The organism is Kitasatospora sp. NPDC088134 (assembly GCF_044741705.1).
GTDB lineage: Bacteria > Actinomycetota > Actinomycetes > Streptomycetales > Streptomycetaceae > Kitasatospora.
Genome location: NZ_JBIUTD010000012.1, coordinates 176,540 through 192,354, shown reverse-complemented (window position 1 = coordinate 192,354; position 15,815 = coordinate 176,540). Strand labels below are relative to the sequence as shown.

The following is a 15,815-nucleotide window of genomic DNA, read 5'->3' as shown; positions in this document are numbered from 1 at the left end:
ATGGCCGCCACCCTGTCCACCCCCTCCGCCCGCGAGGCGCAGCCCGTCGAGCAGGACCGCCCGCGCGGCCTGTTCCGGCGCGGGGCCGGCGACCACGACAAGGCCGGCCCGGTCGCCTACCTGCTGCTCGCGGTCGCCGCCCTGGTCTCGCTGTTCCCGCTGTACTGGACCTTCGTCGCGGCCTCCCACACCGGTGAGCGGGTGGCCCAGTCGCCGCCGCCGATGCTCCCCGGCGGCGAGCTGTGGACCAACGTCTCCACCGCCTGGGACCAGGCCGACATGGGCACCGCGCTGCTCAACTCGACCGTGGTGGCGGGCTGCGTGTCGCTCTCCACGGTGCTGTTCTCCACCCTGGCCGGCTTCGCCTTCGCCAAGCTGCGCTTCCGCGGCCGCAACGCGCTGCTGACCCTGGTGGTCGCCACCATGACCATCCCGCCGCAGCTCAGCGTGATCCCGCTGTACCGGATCGTCACGAAGCTGGACTGGGGCAACCACCTGCAGTCGGTGATCCTGCCCTCGCTGGTGGCCGCGTTCGGCGTGTTCTTCATGCGCCAGTTCCTGTCCGAGGCGCTGCCGTTCGAGCTGATCGAGGCGGCCCGGGTGGACGGCGCGAACAGCCTGCGGATCATCTGGCACGTGGTGTTCCCGGTGGCCCGGCCCGCCATGGCGGTGCTCGGCATGCTGGTGTTCGTCCAGTCCTGGAACGACTTCTTCTGGCCCTTCGTGGTCCTCACCCAGCAGAACCCCACCGTGCAGGTCGCGCTCTCGGCGATCGGCGGCGGCTCCGGCCACGACATCAACCAGGCCGTGATCATGACCGGCGCGCTCGTCGGAACCCTGCCGCTGCTACTGATCTTCGCCGTTCTGGGGAAGCACATCGTCGGCGGGATCACGTCCGGCGCCGTCAAGAGCTGACCCTCGGAAAGCACCCGGCACAGCCCGCCCTGTCCACCCCCCAGCCATGGGAGCGCTCCCGTATGACCATGACCGATCCGACCCCCGCCGCCCACGCCGCCGCGGCGGCCCCCCGGGTGGCCTTCCCACCCGGGTTCGCCTGGGGCGCGGCCACCGCCGCCTACCAGATCGAGGGCGCCGCCGCCGAGGACGGCCGGACCCCGTCGATCTGGGATGTCTTCGCCAGGACCCCCGGCAAGGTGCTGAACGGCGACACCGGCGACGTCGCGGTGGACCACTACCACCGCTTCCGCGAGGACGTCCGGCTGATGGCCGACCTCGGCCTCACCTCGTACCGGTTCTCGCTGTCCTGGCCGCGGATCCAGCCGACCGGCCGCGGCCCCGCCGTCGAGCGCGGCCTCGACTTCTACCGCGCCCTCACCGACACCCTGCTGGAGCACGGGATCTCCCCCGTCGCCACGCTCTACCACTGGGACCTCCCGCAGGACCTGGAAGAGGCCGGCGGCTGGCCGGTCCGCGAGACCGCGTACCGCTTCGCCGAGTACGCGGCCCTGGCCGCCGCCGCCCTCGGCGACCGCATCCCGGTCTGGACCACCCTCAACGAGCCCTGGTGCAGCGCCTTCCTCGGCTACGGCTCCGGCGTGCACGCCCCCGGCCGCACCAACCCCGCCGACGCGCTGAAGGCCGCCCACCACCTCAACCTCGGCCACGGCCTGGCCGTCGGCGCGCTGCGCGAGCTCCTGCCCGCCTCCGCGCAGCTCTCCGTCTCGCTCAACCTGCACCTGCTGCGGCCGCTCACCGACACCCCCGAGGACCACGAGGCGGTCCGCCGGATCGACGCCGTCGGCAACCGGATCTGGACCGGCCCGATGCTCAAGGGCGGCTACCCCGAGGACCTGAAGGCCGACACCGCCCACCTGGTGGACTGGGACGAGCTGGTCCGCCCCGGCGACGAGGCCGAGATCTGCCGCCCGATCGACCTGCTCTGCCTCAACTACTACAACCCGACCGTCGTCTCGGCCCCGCGCCCGGAGCTGGAGACCGCGGACGCCGCCCGCAACGACGGCCACGGCGCCAGCGACCACAGCCCGTGGCCCGGTTCCGAGGAGATCGTCTTCCACCTCGCCAACGACGACCTCACCGCGATGGGCTGGCCGATCGACGCCAGCGGCCTGACCGACTCGCTGGTCGGCCTGCAACGCGACTTCGGCCTCCCGATGATGGTCACCGAGAACGGCGCCGCCTTCGAGGACGTGGTCGGCCCGGACGGCGAGGTCCACGACCCCGAGCGCCTGCGCTACGTCCGGCTCCACCTGGAGGCGGTCGCCGAGGCGATCGCGGCCGGCGCCGACGTCCGCGGCTACTACCTCTGGTCCTTCCTCGACAACTTCGAATGGGCCTACGGGTACAGCAAGCGGTTCGGCATCGTGCACGTCGACTACGCGACCCAGCGACGCACCCCGAAGAGCAGCGCCGCCTGGTACTCCGGGGTGATCCGGCGCGGCGGGCTCGACTGACCCCGCCCCCGCCCGATGTGACGGAGTGTGAGCGACGGGCGTGACCGCGGGGAGTCCCGCTCGTTCTCCCCTGGTGTGCGAACCAACCACGCGAAACGGCCGCGACGTTCGGACACCACCCGGGGCCGGTGGGGCCGGCCCCACACCTGGGCGGCGAGCGGCGTGCTCGCCGCCCAGGTGTGGGGCCTCGGCCTCGGGGCGACCGGGGCCCGGGCCGCCGACGGCCCCGTCGAGGCCGGCCGGCGGGGCGGGGGCACCGTCCGGGCCGAGGAGCGCGGGCTGCTCGACCGCGCCGCCCCCGGGCCGGACGGGACCGCCGAGGCCGCCGGCACCCCCGTCCCCGGCGGAGCGCCCCACCCGCGCCTCGCCCCCGACGAACTCCCGGAACTCCCGCTGCCCGGCCACCGCGCCGACGGCCCGGACGCGTTCGCCCTGGCGGCCCGGCTGCTGGCCGGCATCCCCGCGCAGCCGCGCGCCGAGGAGGCCGGCCGGGCCTCCCGCTCCGGCCCCGCGAACGGGCGCCCCGGCGAGACCGAGCCCCTGGTCCCCGCCCAGCGCGCTCCCGCCGCCGCGACCCCGGCACCCCCCGCTCCCCCGCCCGCGAGCGCACCCCCCACCACCCCGACCGGCTCCCCCCGCCCCGCGCCTACCACCGCCCCGCCCCCGGCCACCCCCACCCGACCGGCACCTGCCGCCCCCACCCGCCTCGCCCTCACCACCGCCGCCGCCCCCACCCACCCCAGCGACACCGAGGACGCCGTAGCCGTCCTCCTCCCGATCGCCGCCGGCCTCCTCCTCACCGCCACCGCCATGTACAAGCACCGCGGCCTCCCGGGCGGCCACTGAGATGCCCGCACCACCCCGCCACCCCGACCGGTACACCGCCGAGGACGTCCTGACCCGCCCACCGGACCCGCACCACCGGGTGGAACTCCTGGGCGGCGCACTCCTCCTGCTCCCCCGCCCGGACCTCCGGTACCGGCGCGCCGTCGAGCACCTGGCCGCCGCCCTGCGCCGCGCGGTCGTCCCGCCGTTCGAGGTGCTGCGCGACGCGCGCGTCCTCGTACCGGACGGACTGCCGGTCCCCGACCTGGTCGTCGCGGACACCACCGACGCCGGACTCGTGCTGTCCGCGGACCGGGTGCTGGTCGTTGCCGAGGCCGACCCCCCGGCGTCCCGGACCATCACCAGGCTGGCCAGGTCGGACCGCTACGCCGCCGCCGGCATCCCGCACTACTGGCGGCTCGACCTCGATCCGGCGCCCGTCCTGCACCTCGGCGGGCTGGAGCGCGGCGGTTATGTCGACCGGATCGTCCGGCCCGGCGAGAGCACGGCGCTCGGTGAGCCGTTCCCGTTCGACTTCGATCCGGCGTCGTTGCGGCGCTGACGGCTCCTCGGGGCGTCAGCCGAAGGCTTTCGGGGGCGGGACCGGAGAGGGGACGGCCGAGACGTCCGTCGCCACGGCGGCGCCGGCGGTGAAGTCGGTGAGGTCGCGGGCGTGCAGGAGGCGGGCCTGGGCGGGGTCGGCGGCGAGGCGGCGGGTGAGGTCGGCGAGCGGGAGGGGGGTGTGGGCGGCGGCCAGGATCAGGTTGCCGAAGCGCTTGCCGCGCAGCACGGCGGGGTCGGCGATCAGGCAGACCTCGGGGAAGACCGTTCGGAGGGTGGCGGCCTGGGCGCGGGCGAAGGCGAGCGCCCCGCCGTCGGTGATGTTGGCGGCGTAGCGCCCGGCCCCGGTGAGGGCGCGGGCGGCGAGCCGGGCGAACTCCTCGGTGGCGCAGTGCGCGGGCACCCGCGCGCCCGCGAAGACGTCGGCGATCACGAGGTCGGTGGAGCCCTCGGGGGTGCGTTCGAGGACGGCGCGGGCGTCGCCGCCGCGCACCTTGAGCTGCCAGGTGCGGTCCAACGGCAGTTCGGTGCGGACGAGTTCGGTGAGCGCGGTGTCGATCTCGGCGACCTGCTGGCGCGAGCGCGGCCGGGTGGCGGCGGTGTAGCGGGCCAGGGTGAGCGCGCCGCCGCCGAGGTGCAGCACGGTGAGCGGTTGGCGCGGCGGGGCGGCGAGGTCGATCAGGTGGCCGATCCGGCGCTGGTACTCGAAGCCGAGGTACCCGGGGTCGGCGAGGTCGACCAGGGACTGCGGCGCGCCGTCGAGCAGGAGCTGCCAGGCGTGCGGCCGGTCGCGGTCGGGGCGCAGCTCGGCGGTGCCGGAGGCGACGGCGACGGTGAGCGGGCCCTGACTGTGCGCGCGGCCGGGAACGGCCTCGGCGGCGCGGCCGGGGTTGGTGGTGCGTGGACGGCCCATCCGGCCATTATCCCCGGTGGCGGCGGGCGGCGGCGGCGGTCGGCGACGGTGGGTGACGGCGGCGGCCCGCTGCGGCGTCGTCCGTTCCGCCCACCGAGACGGCGCGAGGCGGCAGTTGCATGTCAACCACTGCCTGCGGAAGGCTCCCTGACGGATCGTCAGAAGCGGTCCGGAGGACGCTCAGAGCGGCCCGAGCCCCCCGGCGGTGAGGGTGGTGACGGCCTCGCAGAGCGCGGAGCGCAGCACCCACGCATCGGTGGGGCGGACGCACGGCCAGGAGCCGGAGGGCGGGATGATCCAGCGCGGGTCGTCGGTGGCGGGCAGGTCCGCGCCGGGAGTGCAGGTGGAACCGGGCAGGTGCCAGCCGAGGGCGGTGCCGGCCGGGACCAGGAAGGCGACGGCAGAACCGCCGACGGTCTGCTGGACCGCCCCGCAGGCGCGCCGCAGCCGGAGGATGTCGACCGCCTCCAGGCCGTGCCGGACGGACACGGTCACCGTGTCGTACTGGACGACGCGGCCGGCGGCCGCCGGGCCCGGGCGGGCGGCCGGGTGCCGGTACTGGGGAACTCCGGTGGCCATGGGGGACCTCCTGTCACCTGGGACGGCACGGAAACCGGGCGGCGCCCCGTCACCCGGCCGGGGGACGGGGGGCCGGTGCGGGAGGGGGCCCGTACCTCCGGTGTCCGCGTACCAGCACAACGCGCGACCGGCCGATCAGGCCACGGTCTCCGATACAGCAAGCCATGGCATTTCATGGCGGAACGCGGCAACTGCGTCCGTATTGTCCGGGATTGACCCGGCCCGCTCCGGCGACGCCACGTGTTCGCCCGGTGACGGCCGGTACTGTCGTGGCGACGCGGCGGCCCTCCCCCCAGGGCCGGCGCGACCACCCCGGCACGACCTCGGAGTGCAGCATGGCAGCCACGCGAGCAGGCGGTTCCCGTCCGGCGGCCGTCCCCAACCAGGCGATGCGCGCGCTGCGCGGCGACCTCTCGCCCGGGGAGTTCGCCACCCTGGTCCGCCGGGCCGCCCGGGAGATCGGCGAGCACGTGTCCTGCGACGCGCGCTACGTCGGCCGGGTGGAGTCCGGCGAGATCCGCTGCCCCAACTACGCGTACGAGCGGGTGTTCCGGCACATGTGGCCGGACAAGTCGCCGGCCGACCTCGGGTTCGCCCCGCGCACGGTGGTGCGCGGCCGCGCCCCCGCGGACACCGCGTCGGACACCGCGCCGGCCGCCGCACCGACCGCCCCACCGGCGTCCCCGCCGGACCGCCCGCCCGCCCCGCATCGGCCTGACGAGGAGAACGACGACGTGCTTCGCCGTACGTTCCTGAACGGCGGCCCCGCCGCCCTGGCGGCGGCGCTCGGCCTGGACCGGCCGGTGCCGCCGGTGGCCATGCCGTCCGCGGCGGAACGCCGCCGGGTGGGCGCGGCCGAGGTCCGGGAGGTCGAGCAGGCGGTCCGGGACATCCGGCTGCTGGACGACGCGCACGGCGCGGACGCCGTGTTCGAGCTGGCCGGGCAGTCGCTGCGGAGCGCCTACCTGCTGCTGAACGACGGCGACTACAGCGCCGCGACCGAGCGCCGCCTGCAGTCCGGCACCGGCGAACTCGCCATCTCGGTCGGCTGGTTGGCGCACGACTCGAACCGGTTGGCGGACGCCCGCTCGTTCTACTCGGAGGCGCTGGCGACCGCCCGGATGGCCGGCGATCCGGGCCTGGAGGCGCACGTCTTCTGCAACAGCGCCTTCCTGGCCCGGGACAGCGGCCGTCCCCGGGAGGCGTTGCGGGCGGCCCAGGCCGGGCAGGCCGCGGCGGCGGGGCTGGGCTCGGACCGGCTGCTCTCGCTGCTGGCGCTGCGCGAGGCCGGCGGCTGGGCGCTGCTCGGCGACCGGTCGGCCTGCGAGCGGGCGCTCGGCCGGGCGTACGCGCTGTTCGACCGGGGGCCGCGGGACGCCGACCCGGAGTGGATGTCCTTCTTCGGCGAGGCCGAGCTGGCCGGGCAGGACGCGCAGTGCCGGTCGGCGCTCGGCGACTGGGACGGGGCGAGCGCCCGGGCCGAGCGGGCGATGGAGCTGCAGGCCCCGCAGTTCGTCCGCAACCGGGCGCTGTACACGGCCGAGTTGGCGCACGACCGGCTGGGCCGGGGCGACCTGGCGGGGGCGGCCGTGCACGGCGCGGCGGCGGTGGCGCTGCTCGGCCAGGTCCGCTCGGCGCGCATCCGCGGCATGCTGGCGCACACCGCGGACCGCCTGCGCGGCCACGCCGCCGTGCCGGAGGTGCGGGAGTTCCTGATCGGGCACGACCGCGCGACGGCCGCCTGACGCCGGGTCAGCGGGTCAGCGGGACGACGTCCCGTCAGGCGTGCGCGCCGAGCCCGTCGAGGTGGCTGTGGTCGTTCCAGATCTCGACGGCGGGGCGGCCGTACTCCCAGGAGAGCACCGAGAGCGCGGCGGTGCCGAGCTTGAACTGCTGGGCGTGCTCGGCGGCGAGGCCGAGCCAGCGGACCGCCAGGATGCGCAGCAGGTGGCCGTGGGCGAACAGCACCACGTCGCGGTCGGCGCAGTGCATGGTGGTGGTGTCCTCGGCGGGGACGCCGTGCTGCTCGTTGAGTTCGGCCAGGAAGCCGTCGACCCGGTCGGAGACCTGGGCCAGGGTCTCGCCGCCGGGCACGCCGTCGCGCCAGATCAGCCAGCCGGGGTGGTCGGTGGCCCGGATGTCGACGCCGGTGCGGCCCTCGTACTGGCCGTAGTCCCACTCCAGGAGTTCGGGCCGGTCGACGACGCGGTCCCCGAACCCGGCGAGCTCGGCGGTCTCCCGGGCCCGGGAGAGCGGGCTGGTGTACACGGTGGCCCCGGGCAGGCCGTTCCACGGGTCGCGGGCCAGGCGCTCGCCGAGCGCGCGGGCCATCGCCCGGCCCTCCTCGGTGAGCGGGACGTCGGTGCGGCCGGTGTGCCGGCCGGTGGCCGACCAGGAGGTCTCGCCGTGGCGGACCAGCACGATGCGGGCGGGCATGGGGCTACCTCGTTCGATGGGGATGCGGTGCGCGGGCCGTCGCGGCCACCGCCCCATGATCCCCCACCGCCGTCCCGGAGCCCGTCGCCACCCCTTCGACCCACCGCCGCCCCTTCGACCCAGCCACCACCCCGGAACCCGCCGACGCGCCGTCAGCACTCCGTCCCGGGCAGCCTCGGCAGCCCCAACCGTCCCACTGGAAGCACCGATTCCCGCCGGACCCGCCGGTTCCGACCCTCGGAGTCCGTTCTGTCGGTTCCGGATGCGAGACTGGGCCGCACCATGAACGTCTCGCACCTGGGGCAGGCCTCCCCGCCGCTGCGGCGGCTCTCCGAGCTGCGCGGCCCGGCGCCGCAGCGCAGCCTCGACGCCCGTGCCCTCGCCGCTCTCGCCGCCAATCCGGGGTGCCGCCGCCGCGCGCTGCTGGACGCCGCAGGCGTCGACAAGACCGCGCTGGCCCAGCACCTGGGCCGGCCCGCGCCGTTCGGCCAGTCCCCGTTCGCGATCCGGCGCGGGCTGCAGTTCGAGTCCCGGCTGAAGCAGGACGGGTACGCGGTGCTGCTGGAGCCGCTGCGCCGGCTGCTGGGCGTGCCGGAGGCGGAGGTCGCCTCCCTCGCCGTGCCGGACCTGCTGCCCGCGGCCTCCCCGGCGGTGCGCGCGGAGCGGACGGCGGTGGCGCTCGCGCAGGCCGCCGCCGACCCGGCGGCCTGGACGCTGCTGGACCACCCGATGCTGCGCCTGGAGGTGGCGGGCAGCCCCGCGTACCTGGAGCCGGACGCGCTGGTGGTGCACGGCGGCCGGTGCACCGTGGTGGAGATCAAGTCCTTCCCGGTGCTGGACGGTTCGGCCGATCCGGCGAAGGTCGGCGCGGCCGCCCGGCAGGCGGCGGTGTACGTGCTGGCGCTGCAGCAGGCGGCCGCCCGGGCCGCCGGGGTGTCGCTGGCGGAAGACCCGTACGCGGCACAGGAGTTGCCGGGTTCGCCGGAGTCGACGGTGCTGCTGGTCTGCCCGAAGGACTTCTCCAACCGGCCGGTCGCCATACCGGTCGACGTGCGGCGCGAACTGTCCACCACCCGGCGGCAGTTGTCCAGGATGACGCGGATCGACCAGCTGCTGGCGGCGCTCCCCGAGGGGGTGACCTTCGACCTGCGGCGGGACGACTCGGGCACGCCGACCCGTCCGGTGGCGGAGCTGGCCGGGGCGGTCGAGGCGGTGCCCGCCTCCTACGGCCCGGAGTGCATCTCCACCTGCGAGTTGGGCTTCCACTGCCGGGCGCAGGCGCGCTGCGCGGGCGCGGTGGAGCAGTTGGGCCGCGGGGTGCGCGGCGAGCTGGGCTCGCTGCGCACGGTGGAGGCGGCGCTGGCGGCGGCGGCCCGGGGCGGGTCGGAGGGCCTGGAGCCCGCGCTGTTCGAGGAGTTGGGGCTGGACGAGGCGTCCGAGCGGCTGGCGTACGCGGCCCGGCTGCGCGCGGAGGCGCTGGCCGCGGGAGGGCTGCGGTGAGCCTGCTGTCCACGCTGGCCCGGTTGGAGGCGGTGCGCGGGCAGCGGGCGGAGCCGGTGGCGACGGTGCAGCACCGGCACCTGTCGGAGCGTCCGATGGTGCTGGTGCCGCTGGCGGCGGCCGGCGAGGCGGGCGCCCCGCTGGCGATGCTGCTGGGCACCGACCGGGACAAGCCCCGGCTGCACTTCGTGCCGCAGCCGCTGAACCGCACCCAGCGCTCGGAGTTCCTGGCCGCGGTGGCGGCGGACGTGGTGCCGTACCTGGAGTCCTTCGGGTCCGAGGTGGAGCTGCTGGAGGGGTCGGAGAAGGACCCGGTGAGCGGCGAGAAGGTGCCGGTGGTCCGGGAGTTGTGTGCGGACGCGCCGCAGCTGATCGTGCCGAACGCGGGCGGGGTGGCGCACCTGGCGCTGCTCGGCCGCTCCACCCGGTTCCGCCGGACGGTCGAGGACCCGGACCCGGGCGACTACCCGGCGCCGACCCAGGTCCCGCTGCTGGGGCGCTGGTTGACGCACCTGACGGACCGGGCGCAGGTGCCGGGGTCCTCGATGCTGCTGGCGATGACGAGCCTGCTGTCCCGGCACTGGGCGACGGGGCAGAGCAACCTGGAGGACCAGCACCTGGCGGCCCGGCTGGCCTGGCACCTGGCGCCGGAGGGCTTCCCGGGGGCGGCGACCGGGGTGGGGACGGGCGCGGCGGCGGCCGAGTGGGTGGAGTCGGCGCGGGGTGCCGACGGGCAGTTGACGCACCCGCCGGCCGGCCCGGCCACCGATCCGCGGTTCGACGAGCAGCTGCTGGCCCCGGGCATCCTGCGGCACGACGCGGCGGTGGCGGTCCGGGACCGGGCCGAGGCCGCCCGGGACGCCGCCGAGCTGCGCCGGGCGGCGGAGCTGGTGGAGCGGGCCCGGGCGGTGCTGGCCGACGCGCTGCTGGCGGCGACGCTGCCGACCTGGCGGGACGTCTGGCGCGGCGTCGACCTGCTGCGGGAGCTGCCGCCGGCCGGCCACCTGGCGGACCGCTGGGAGGGCGACCGCTGGTCGTTCACCATGCACCGGGACCGGCTGGCGGCGGGCGAGCCGCCGCAGCCGCGCCGGGACGACGCGGTGACGGCGGCCCGCAAGCTGGCCCAGCGCGAGCGGGAGCAGGCGAAGCTGGACATCCAGGAGGCGCTGGACGACCCGCTGGCGATGGCGGAGCGCCGGCTGTCCGGCGAGGCGTTCGCGGGCGAGGTGGTGGACGTGGTGCCGGAGTGGTCGGCGGGCCGCTCCCCCAAGCCGCGGCCGCTGCTGGTGGTGCGGACCGGGGACCGGCCGCACGCCGATCCGGGCCGCGAGGTGCACCGGGCGCACGCGGAGCCGGCCCAGCGGGCGGAGATCGTCTCCTCGGCGCCGGGCGAGGTGGTGGTGCGGCTGCTGTCCGGGATGGGCCGGAAGAAGGACCCGGAGCCGGGCAGCGTTCCGGAGCCCGGGGCGACGGTGGTGTTCACGCTGTTCGAGCTGGCGCCCCGGCAGTCCGCGCCGCTGCCCGAGCCGGCCGACACGCCGTGGACGCACGGCGGCCCGCCGGTGGTGGGCGTGGACGCGCCGGCCGGCCCGGACGAGTGGGAATGACCTTGCGGACAACCTTGCGAACGACCTTGCGAACGGCCTCGGCAACGGCATCGGCATCGGCAGCGGTCCCGGGAACGACCGTTCGACGGACCCGTCCGGGGCAGTGCGGCTGCCCGGGGCGACGAATCCTCCTGGAGCGCTGGTGACGGACCTTCAGCCCGCCCTGCCGCACGGCGCGTCGACCCCGGGCGAGGCGGCCGACCGGGCGGTGGCCGGCATCCTCGACGCGGTGGTGCGGCCGGCGCCGGGCGCGCCGCGCGGCGTGGTGGTGGACTCCCCGCCGGGGGCCGGCAAGTCGACGCTGGTGGTCCGGGCGGCCCGCGAACTGGTGGCCGCGGGCGAGCGGTTGATGATCGTCGCGCAGACCAACAGCCAGGTCGACGACCTGGTGGACCGGTTGGCCTCGAAGGCGCCGGACCTGACGATCGGCCGGCTGCACGCGAGCGATGCCCGGCCCGCGCCGGAGGCGCTGCGGCATCCGAACGTGACGGCCAAGGACAAGGTCGCCGACCTGCTGGAGCACGACGTGGTGATCTCCACGGCGGCGAAGTGGCAGTGGGTGAAGGTCGAGCGGCCGTGGCGGCACGCCATCGTGGACGAGGCGTACCAGATGCGCTCGGACGCGCTGCTGGCGGTGGCCCGGCTGTTCGAGCGGGCGCTGTTCGTCGGCGACCCGGGCCAGCTGGACCCGTTCACGGTGGTGGGCACCGACCAGTGGGCGGGCCTGTCGTACGACCCGTCCTCCTCGGCGGTGGTGACGCTGCTGGCGCACAATCCGGCGATCCGCCCGCACCGGCTGCCGGTGTCCTGGCGGCTGCCGGCCTCGGCGGCGCCGCTGATCTCCTCGGCGTTCTACCCGTACACGCCGTTCCGTTCGGGCACCGGCCCGGGCGAGCGCACCCTGCACCCGGGCCGGCCGGGGGACGGTTCGGCGGTGGACGCGGCGGTGGACGAGGCGGCGGCCTCCGGCTGGGCGCTGCTGGAGCTGCCGGCCCGGCACACGGTGCGGACCGACGCACAGGCGGTGGCGGCGGTGGCGAAAACGGTGCAGCGGCTGCTGGAGCGGGAGTTGACGGCCCGTTCGGAGAGCGGCAGCGCCCTGCTGACGCCGGGCCGGGTGGCGGTCGGCACCGCGCACCGGGACCAGGCGGCGGCGGTCCGGGCCGAGCTGGCCCGGCTGGGCGTGCCGGTCGATCCGGCGCTCGGCGACTTCGTGACGGTGGACACCGCGAACCGGCTGCAGGGCCGGGAGTACGACGTGACGGTGGTGCTGCACCCGCTGTCGGGGCGGCCGGACGCGACGGCCTTCCACCTGGAGACGGGGCGGCTGTGCGTGCTGGCCTCCCGGCACCGGCACGCCTGCATCGTGGTGGCCCGGGCGGGGATCGCCGAGCTGCTGGACGAGCACCCGGCGACCGAGCCGGTGCAGCTCGGCGTGACGGTGAAGTTCCCGGACGGCTGGGAGGCCAACCACGCGGTGCTGGCGCACCTGGCCGAGCACCGGGTCCGGCTGGGCTGAGCGCCCCGGAGATTCGCCACGGGGCGCGTTGACCCTGCGTACGCGCCCCGTGACGGGGAATAGCGCCCGGGGGCGCACCGTTCCGCTACCGACGGTTCGCGCGCGACAATGGACGACGGCCGTCCCCCCTGTCTCACCCGGAGGTGCACCGTCATGCCCGACTCGCGTCCGCAGGCGTCCGACCCGAGCGCTCCGTCGGCCCCGGCCGCCGTTCCGTCGGTGCCGGGGCCGGGGCGTCGGCTGCGTCCGGCCCAGCTGCTCTTCGAACCGGAGGGGGCGGCGCCCGAGCCGGAACGGTTCTTCGACCTGGAGTCGATCGACGATCCGACGCAACTGCTGGCCCGCTCGACCGAGTTGGCGCTGGCCTTCCGGGCCGCGGCGGAGCGCGCCACCGACTTCCAGGCGCTCGCGGCGGCCCAGCTCGCCGATCCGCGCCGGTTCGACGCGCTCTCCGCGGAGCAGATCGCCGAGCGCGCGGACTGGACGCCGGACTACGCGGTGAAGATGGTCGAGCACGGGCGGGCGCTGCAGCGGCGCGGCCCGGAGAGCTGACCGGAGCGCCGACCGGGGCCGGGTCTCCGACCGACGCCCGAACAGGCGCACGAGGCCACTGGCATATGCGGCGGGCGATGGTACGCCCTCGCGGCGGCCGCTGTCCGGCGAACGCGGTTTTCCCGGTGGCCGCGCCCGCGGCCGGTCCACGCTGACCGGGTGGACATCTGGACCTATCAGTCGGTGGAGTACGTCAGCGTCGCCGGGGAGGCCTGGCTCGCCTCCGCCAGCGAGTACCCGAGCAGCATGCGCGCCCTGTGGGAGGCCCGCCCGTGGGCGCCCGCGGTCCTGCCGTGCGGCCGGGTCTTCGACGTGATCAGCCTGCCGGCGGTGTTCGGCCGCCGGGTGGTGGACGAGCTGTGGAGCTCGGGTCCGGGGTGCGGCCCGGTGGCGACCTACCGGGGCCGGACGCTGCTGTTCGTGCAGCCCGGCGCGGCGCCCCGGCTGCGGACGCTGCTGGCCTGGGAGGAGTGGGCGCGGGACGTCCCGCCGCTGCTCTGCCACGGCGCGGGCGACGCGGTGACGGTGCCGCCGGTGCAGCGGGCACTGGACGCCCCGGAGAGCGCGTCCAGCCGTTGGATCGTCGCCCCGGACACCGACGAGCCGTGGCTGCCGGGGGCGTCCGTGGTGCTCTGGGCCTGCGTCCGGGCGTCCCGCGGCCGCCCGCGCGAGGCGGGCGACGCGCCGCCGAACGCCCGCTGAACGCCGGGTGCCCGGCGGGCGGGAAACGGATTTTGGCTCCGGCCCCGGCCGCTGCTAGAGTCTTCCACGTCAGCAGGCGCCGCTAGCTCAGTTGGTTAGAGCAGCTGACTCTTAATCAGCGGGTCCGGGGTTCGAGTCCCTGGCGGCGCACCGACGGTCGAAGGCCCCTCGCGGAAGCGGGGGGCCTTCTTCGTGCTTCCCGTCGGGCCCGGTCCGGGCCGCGTAAAGGGCTGCTAGTGTCCGCTGCGTGGCGTCCGACGATCTCGATTCCGACTGGGCCGCCTGGCTGGACGCGGAGCTCGCGGGGGCCGAGGCGGCGGCGCTGCGCGGCCACCGGCGGGCCGTCCGGCTGTCCCGGGCCCGGCTGGTGCTGGTCTGGGCGGTCTCGGTGGCGCTGGCCTCGTCGCTGGGCTTCGCCCTGGTCTGGACGGCCCGGCACGGGCCGGCCCCGCGCCCGGCGGTCTCCACCTCCCCGACCGCCGGGCCGTACGGCTGACCGGGCGTCAGGAGCGGCCGCGCAGCTCCCGGTACTGGCCGACCAGGTTGGCGGTGGAGGCGTCCAGCGCCTCGGCGCCCTCGCCGGTGAGCAGGACCGGCTCGATCTTCTTGGCGAGCACCTTGCCGAGTTCGACGCCCCACTGGTCGAAGGAGTCGATGTTCCAGACCGCGCCCTGGACGAACACCTTGTGCTCGTAGAGGGCGATCAGCTGGCCGAGGACGTGCGGGGTCAGCTCGGCGGCGAGGATCGTGGTGGTGGGGTGGTTGCCGCGGAAGGTCTTGTGCGGGACGAGCTCGGCGGGCACGCCCTCGGCCGCGACCTCCTCGGCGGTCTTGCCGAAGGCCAGCGCCTGGGTCTGGGCGAAGAAGTTGGCCATCAGCAGGTCGTGCTGGGCGATCAGGCCGGCCGGCAGGTCGTCGACCGGGCGGGCGAAGCCCAGGAAGTCGGCCGGGATCATCTTGGTGCCCTGGTGCAGCAGCTGGTAGTAGGCGTGCTGGCCGTTGGTGCCGGGGGTGCCCCAGACCACCGAACCGGTCTGCCAGGCCACCGGGTTGCCCTCGCGGTCCACCGACTTGCCGTTGGACTCCATGTCGAGCTGCTGCAGGTACGCGGTGAACTTCGACAGGTAGTGCGAGTACGGGAGCACCGCGTGCGACTGGGCGTCGAAGAAGGCGCCGTACCAGACGCCGAGCAGGCCGAGCAGCATCGGGAGGTTGCGCTCAGCGGGGGCGGTGCGGAAGTGCTCGTCCATCTGCCGGAAGCCGGCCAGCATCTCCTGGAAGCGCTCCGAGCCGATGGCGATCATCAGCGAGAGGCCGATCGCGGAGTCGTAGGAGTAGCGGCCGCCCACCCAGTCCCAGAACTCGAACATGTTGGCGGTGTCGATGCCGAAGTCGGCGACGCCCTGCGCGTTGGTGGAGAGCGCCACGAAGTGCTTGGCGACGGCCTCGTCCCCGGCGCCGAGCTGCTCCAGCAGCCAGCTGCGGGCGGCGACCGCGTTGGTGACGGTCTCGATGGTGGTGAAGGTCTTCGAGGCGACGACGAACAGCGTCTCGGCGGCGTCCAGGTCGCGGACGGCCTCGTGCAGGTCGGCGCCGTCGACGTTGGAGACGAAACGGACCGTCAGGTCGCGGTCGGTGTAGGAGCGCAGCACCTCGTAGGCCATCGCGGGGCCGAGGTCGGAGCCGCCGATGCCGATGTTGACCACGTTGCGGATGCGCCGGCCGGTGTGGCCGGTCCAGGCGCCGGAGCGGATCCGCTCGGAGAAGTCGGCCATCTTGTCGAGGACGGCGTGCACGGCGGGCACCACGTTCTCGCCGTCGACCTCGATCACGGCCTCGCGCGGGGCGCGCAGCGCGGTGTGCAGGACGGCGCGGTCCTCGGTGGTGTTGATCTTCTCGCCGCGGAACATCGCGTCGCGCAGCTCGGCCACGCCGGTCGCGGCGGCGAGTTCGCGCAGCAGCTCCAGGGTGCGGTCGGTGACCAGGTGCTTCGAGTAGTCGACGAACAGGTCGCCGGCCTGCAGGGTGTAGCGGGTGCCGCGGTCGGGGTCGGCGGCGAACAGCCCGCGCAGGTGCTGGTCGCCCAGTTCCGCCCGGTGCTTCCCCAGCGCGGCCCACTGCGGGGTGCGGTCCAACGGGGTCCGGCCGCTGGCGGGGGTGTCCGACATCGAGTGCTCCTAGCGTCGTAC

15 protein-coding genes and 1 tRNA gene are annotated in these 15,815 nt (G+C 75.6%); 12 read left to right on the top strand and 4 right to left on the bottom strand.

The window, feature by feature from the left end:
• The 4 genes from ACIOHG_RS20695 to ACIOHG_RS20680 all read left to right on the top strand — a co-directional run bounded on the left by ACIOHG_RS20695 (position 1) and on the right by ACIOHG_RS20680 (position 3,819).
• Positions 1–915 carry a carbohydrate ABC transporter permease gene (locus ACIOHG_RS20695; protein ID WP_400952594.1) on the top strand — a complete coding sequence of 305 codons (915 nt, stop codon included), beginning with the start codon at positions 1–3 and terminating at the stop codon, positions 913–915.
• A 68-nt stretch (positions 916–983) separates the two neighbouring features.
• Positions 984–2,432 carry a GH1 family beta-glucosidase gene (locus tag ACIOHG_RS20690; RefSeq protein WP_400952591.1) on the top strand — a complete coding sequence of 483 codons (1,449 nt, stop codon included), beginning with the start codon at positions 984–986 and terminating at the stop codon, positions 2,430–2,432.
• A gap of 162 nt (positions 2,433–2,594) precedes the next feature.
• Positions 2,595–3,278 carry a hypothetical protein gene (locus tag ACIOHG_RS20685; protein WP_400952589.1) on the top strand — a complete coding sequence of 228 codons (684 nt, stop codon included), beginning with the start codon at positions 2,595–2,597 and terminating at the stop codon, positions 3,276–3,278.
• Between the two features lies 1 nt (position 3,279).
• Positions 3,280–3,819 carry a Uma2 family endonuclease gene (locus ACIOHG_RS20680; protein WP_400952587.1) on the top strand — a complete coding sequence of 180 codons (540 nt, stop codon included), beginning with the start codon at positions 3,280–3,282 and terminating at the stop codon, positions 3,817–3,819.
• A 15-nt stretch (positions 3,820–3,834) separates the two neighbouring features.
• Here the strand turns inward: ACIOHG_RS20680 and ACIOHG_RS20675 are convergent, their stop codons facing one another.
• Positions 3,835–4,731: a spermidine synthase gene (locus ACIOHG_RS20675; protein ID WP_400952585.1), complete on the bottom strand. Its 897-nt coding sequence runs from the start codon at positions 4,729–4,731 to the stop codon at positions 3,835–3,837.
• Between the two features lie 180 nt (positions 4,732–4,911).
• Positions 4,912–5,310, bottom strand: a complete 399-nt coding sequence (locus ACIOHG_RS20670) for a hypothetical protein (protein ID WP_400952582.1) — start codon at positions 5,308–5,310, stop codon at positions 4,912–4,914.
• Positions 5,311–5,645: 335 nt separating this feature from the next.
• Here ACIOHG_RS20670 and ACIOHG_RS20665 point away from each other — a divergent pair, with 335 nt between their 5' ends.
• The gene (locus ACIOHG_RS20665) at positions 5,646–7,055 is read left to right on the top strand and encodes a tetratricopeptide repeat protein (RefSeq protein ID WP_400952579.1); all 1,410 of its coding nucleotides are present in this window, start codon (positions 5,646–5,648) and stop codon (positions 7,053–7,055) included.
• Between the two features lie 34 nt (positions 7,056–7,089).
• Here the strand turns inward: ACIOHG_RS20665 and ACIOHG_RS20660 are convergent, their stop codons facing one another.
• The gene (locus ACIOHG_RS20660; protein WP_400952576.1) at positions 7,090–7,746 is read right to left on the bottom strand and encodes a histidine phosphatase family protein; all 657 of its coding nucleotides are present in this window, start codon (positions 7,744–7,746) and stop codon (positions 7,090–7,092) included.
• A gap of 282 nt (positions 7,747–8,028) precedes the next feature.
• Here ACIOHG_RS20660 and ACIOHG_RS20655 point away from each other — a divergent pair, with 282 nt between their 5' ends.
• From ACIOHG_RS20655 to ACIOHG_RS20625, 7 genes are all read left to right on the top strand, one after another.
• On the top strand, positions 8,029–9,246 hold the full coding sequence (locus tag ACIOHG_RS20655; protein WP_400952574.1) for a hypothetical protein: 1,218 nt from the start codon (positions 8,029–8,031) through the stop codon (positions 9,244–9,246).
• Complete coding sequence (locus ACIOHG_RS20650) at positions 9,243–10,853, top strand: hypothetical protein (RefSeq protein WP_400952571.1); 1,611 nt, start codon at positions 9,243–9,245, stop codon at positions 10,851–10,853. The genes ACIOHG_RS20655 and ACIOHG_RS20650 overlap by 4 nt, the downstream gene beginning before the upstream one ends.
• A 142-nt stretch (positions 10,854–10,995) precedes the next feature.
• A complete protein-coding gene (locus tag ACIOHG_RS20645; RefSeq protein ID WP_400952568.1) occupies positions 10,996–12,372 on the top strand; it encodes an AAA family ATPase in 1,377 nt (458 codons plus the stop codon).
• 153 nt (positions 12,373–12,525) lie between these two features.
• A complete protein-coding gene (locus ACIOHG_RS20640; RefSeq protein ID WP_400952565.1) occupies positions 12,526–12,924 on the top strand; it encodes a hypothetical protein in 399 nt (132 codons plus the stop codon).
• 159 nt (positions 12,925–13,083) lie between these two features.
• A complete protein-coding gene (locus tag ACIOHG_RS20635) occupies positions 13,084–13,626 on the top strand; it encodes a bifunctional DNA primase/polymerase (protein WP_400952563.1) in 543 nt (180 codons plus the stop codon).
• A gap of 76 nt (positions 13,627–13,702) precedes the next feature.
• Positions 13,703–13,776: transfer RNA gene (locus tag ACIOHG_RS20630), tRNA-Lys, on the top strand.
• Positions 13,777–13,873: 97 nt separating this feature from the next.
• Positions 13,874–14,122, top strand: a complete 249-nt coding sequence (locus tag ACIOHG_RS20625; RefSeq protein ID WP_400952560.1) for a hypothetical protein — start codon at positions 13,874–13,876, stop codon at positions 14,120–14,122.
• Positions 14,123–14,129: 7 nt separating this feature from the next.
• Here the strand turns inward: ACIOHG_RS20625 and pgi are convergent, their stop codons facing one another.
• Positions 14,130–15,794 carry a glucose-6-phosphate isomerase gene (gene pgi, locus ACIOHG_RS20620; RefSeq protein WP_400952558.1) on the bottom strand — a complete coding sequence of 555 codons (1,665 nt, stop codon included), beginning with the start codon at positions 15,792–15,794 and terminating at the stop codon, positions 14,130–14,132.
• Positions 15,795–15,815: the final 21 nt, after the last annotated feature.

What these genes read in the sequence shown, in the direction of transcription:
- ACIOHG_RS20695 (WP_400952594.1), top strand. Translation starts at nt 1, where the DNA reads ATGGCCGCCACCCTGTCCACCCCCTCCGCCCGCGAGGCGCAGCCCGTC.
- ACIOHG_RS20690 (WP_400952591.1), top strand. Translation starts at nt 984, where the DNA reads ATGACCGATCCGACCCCCGCCGCCCACGCCGCCGCGGCGGCCCCCCGG.
- ACIOHG_RS20680 (WP_400952587.1), top strand. Translation starts at nt 3,280, where the DNA reads ATGCCCGCACCACCCCGCCACCCCGACCGGTACACCGCCGAGGACGTC.
- ACIOHG_RS20675 (WP_400952585.1), bottom strand. Translation starts at nt 4,731, where the DNA reads ATGGGCCGTCCACGCACCACCAACCCCGGCCGCGCCGCCGAGGCCGTT.
- ACIOHG_RS20670 (WP_400952582.1), bottom strand. Translation starts at nt 5,310, where the DNA reads ATGGCCACCGGAGTTCCCCAGTACCGGCACCCGGCCGCCCGCCCGGGC.
- ACIOHG_RS20665 (WP_400952579.1), top strand. Translation starts at nt 5,646, where the DNA reads ATGGCAGCCACGCGAGCAGGCGGTTCCCGTCCGGCGGCCGTCCCCAAC.
- ACIOHG_RS20660 (WP_400952576.1), bottom strand. Translation starts at nt 7,746, where the DNA reads ATGCCCGCCCGCATCGTGCTGGTCCGCCACGGCGAGACCTCCTGGTCG.
- ACIOHG_RS20655 (WP_400952574.1), top strand. Translation starts at nt 8,029, where the DNA reads ATGAACGTCTCGCACCTGGGGCAGGCCTCCCCGCCGCTGCGGCGGCTC.
- ACIOHG_RS20640 (WP_400952565.1), top strand. Translation starts at nt 12,526, where the DNA reads ATGCCCGACTCGCGTCCGCAGGCGTCCGACCCGAGCGCTCCGTCGGCC.
- pgi (WP_400952558.1), bottom strand. Translation starts at nt 15,794, where the DNA reads ATGTCGGACACCCCCGCCAGCGGCCGGACCCCGTTGGACCGCACCCCG.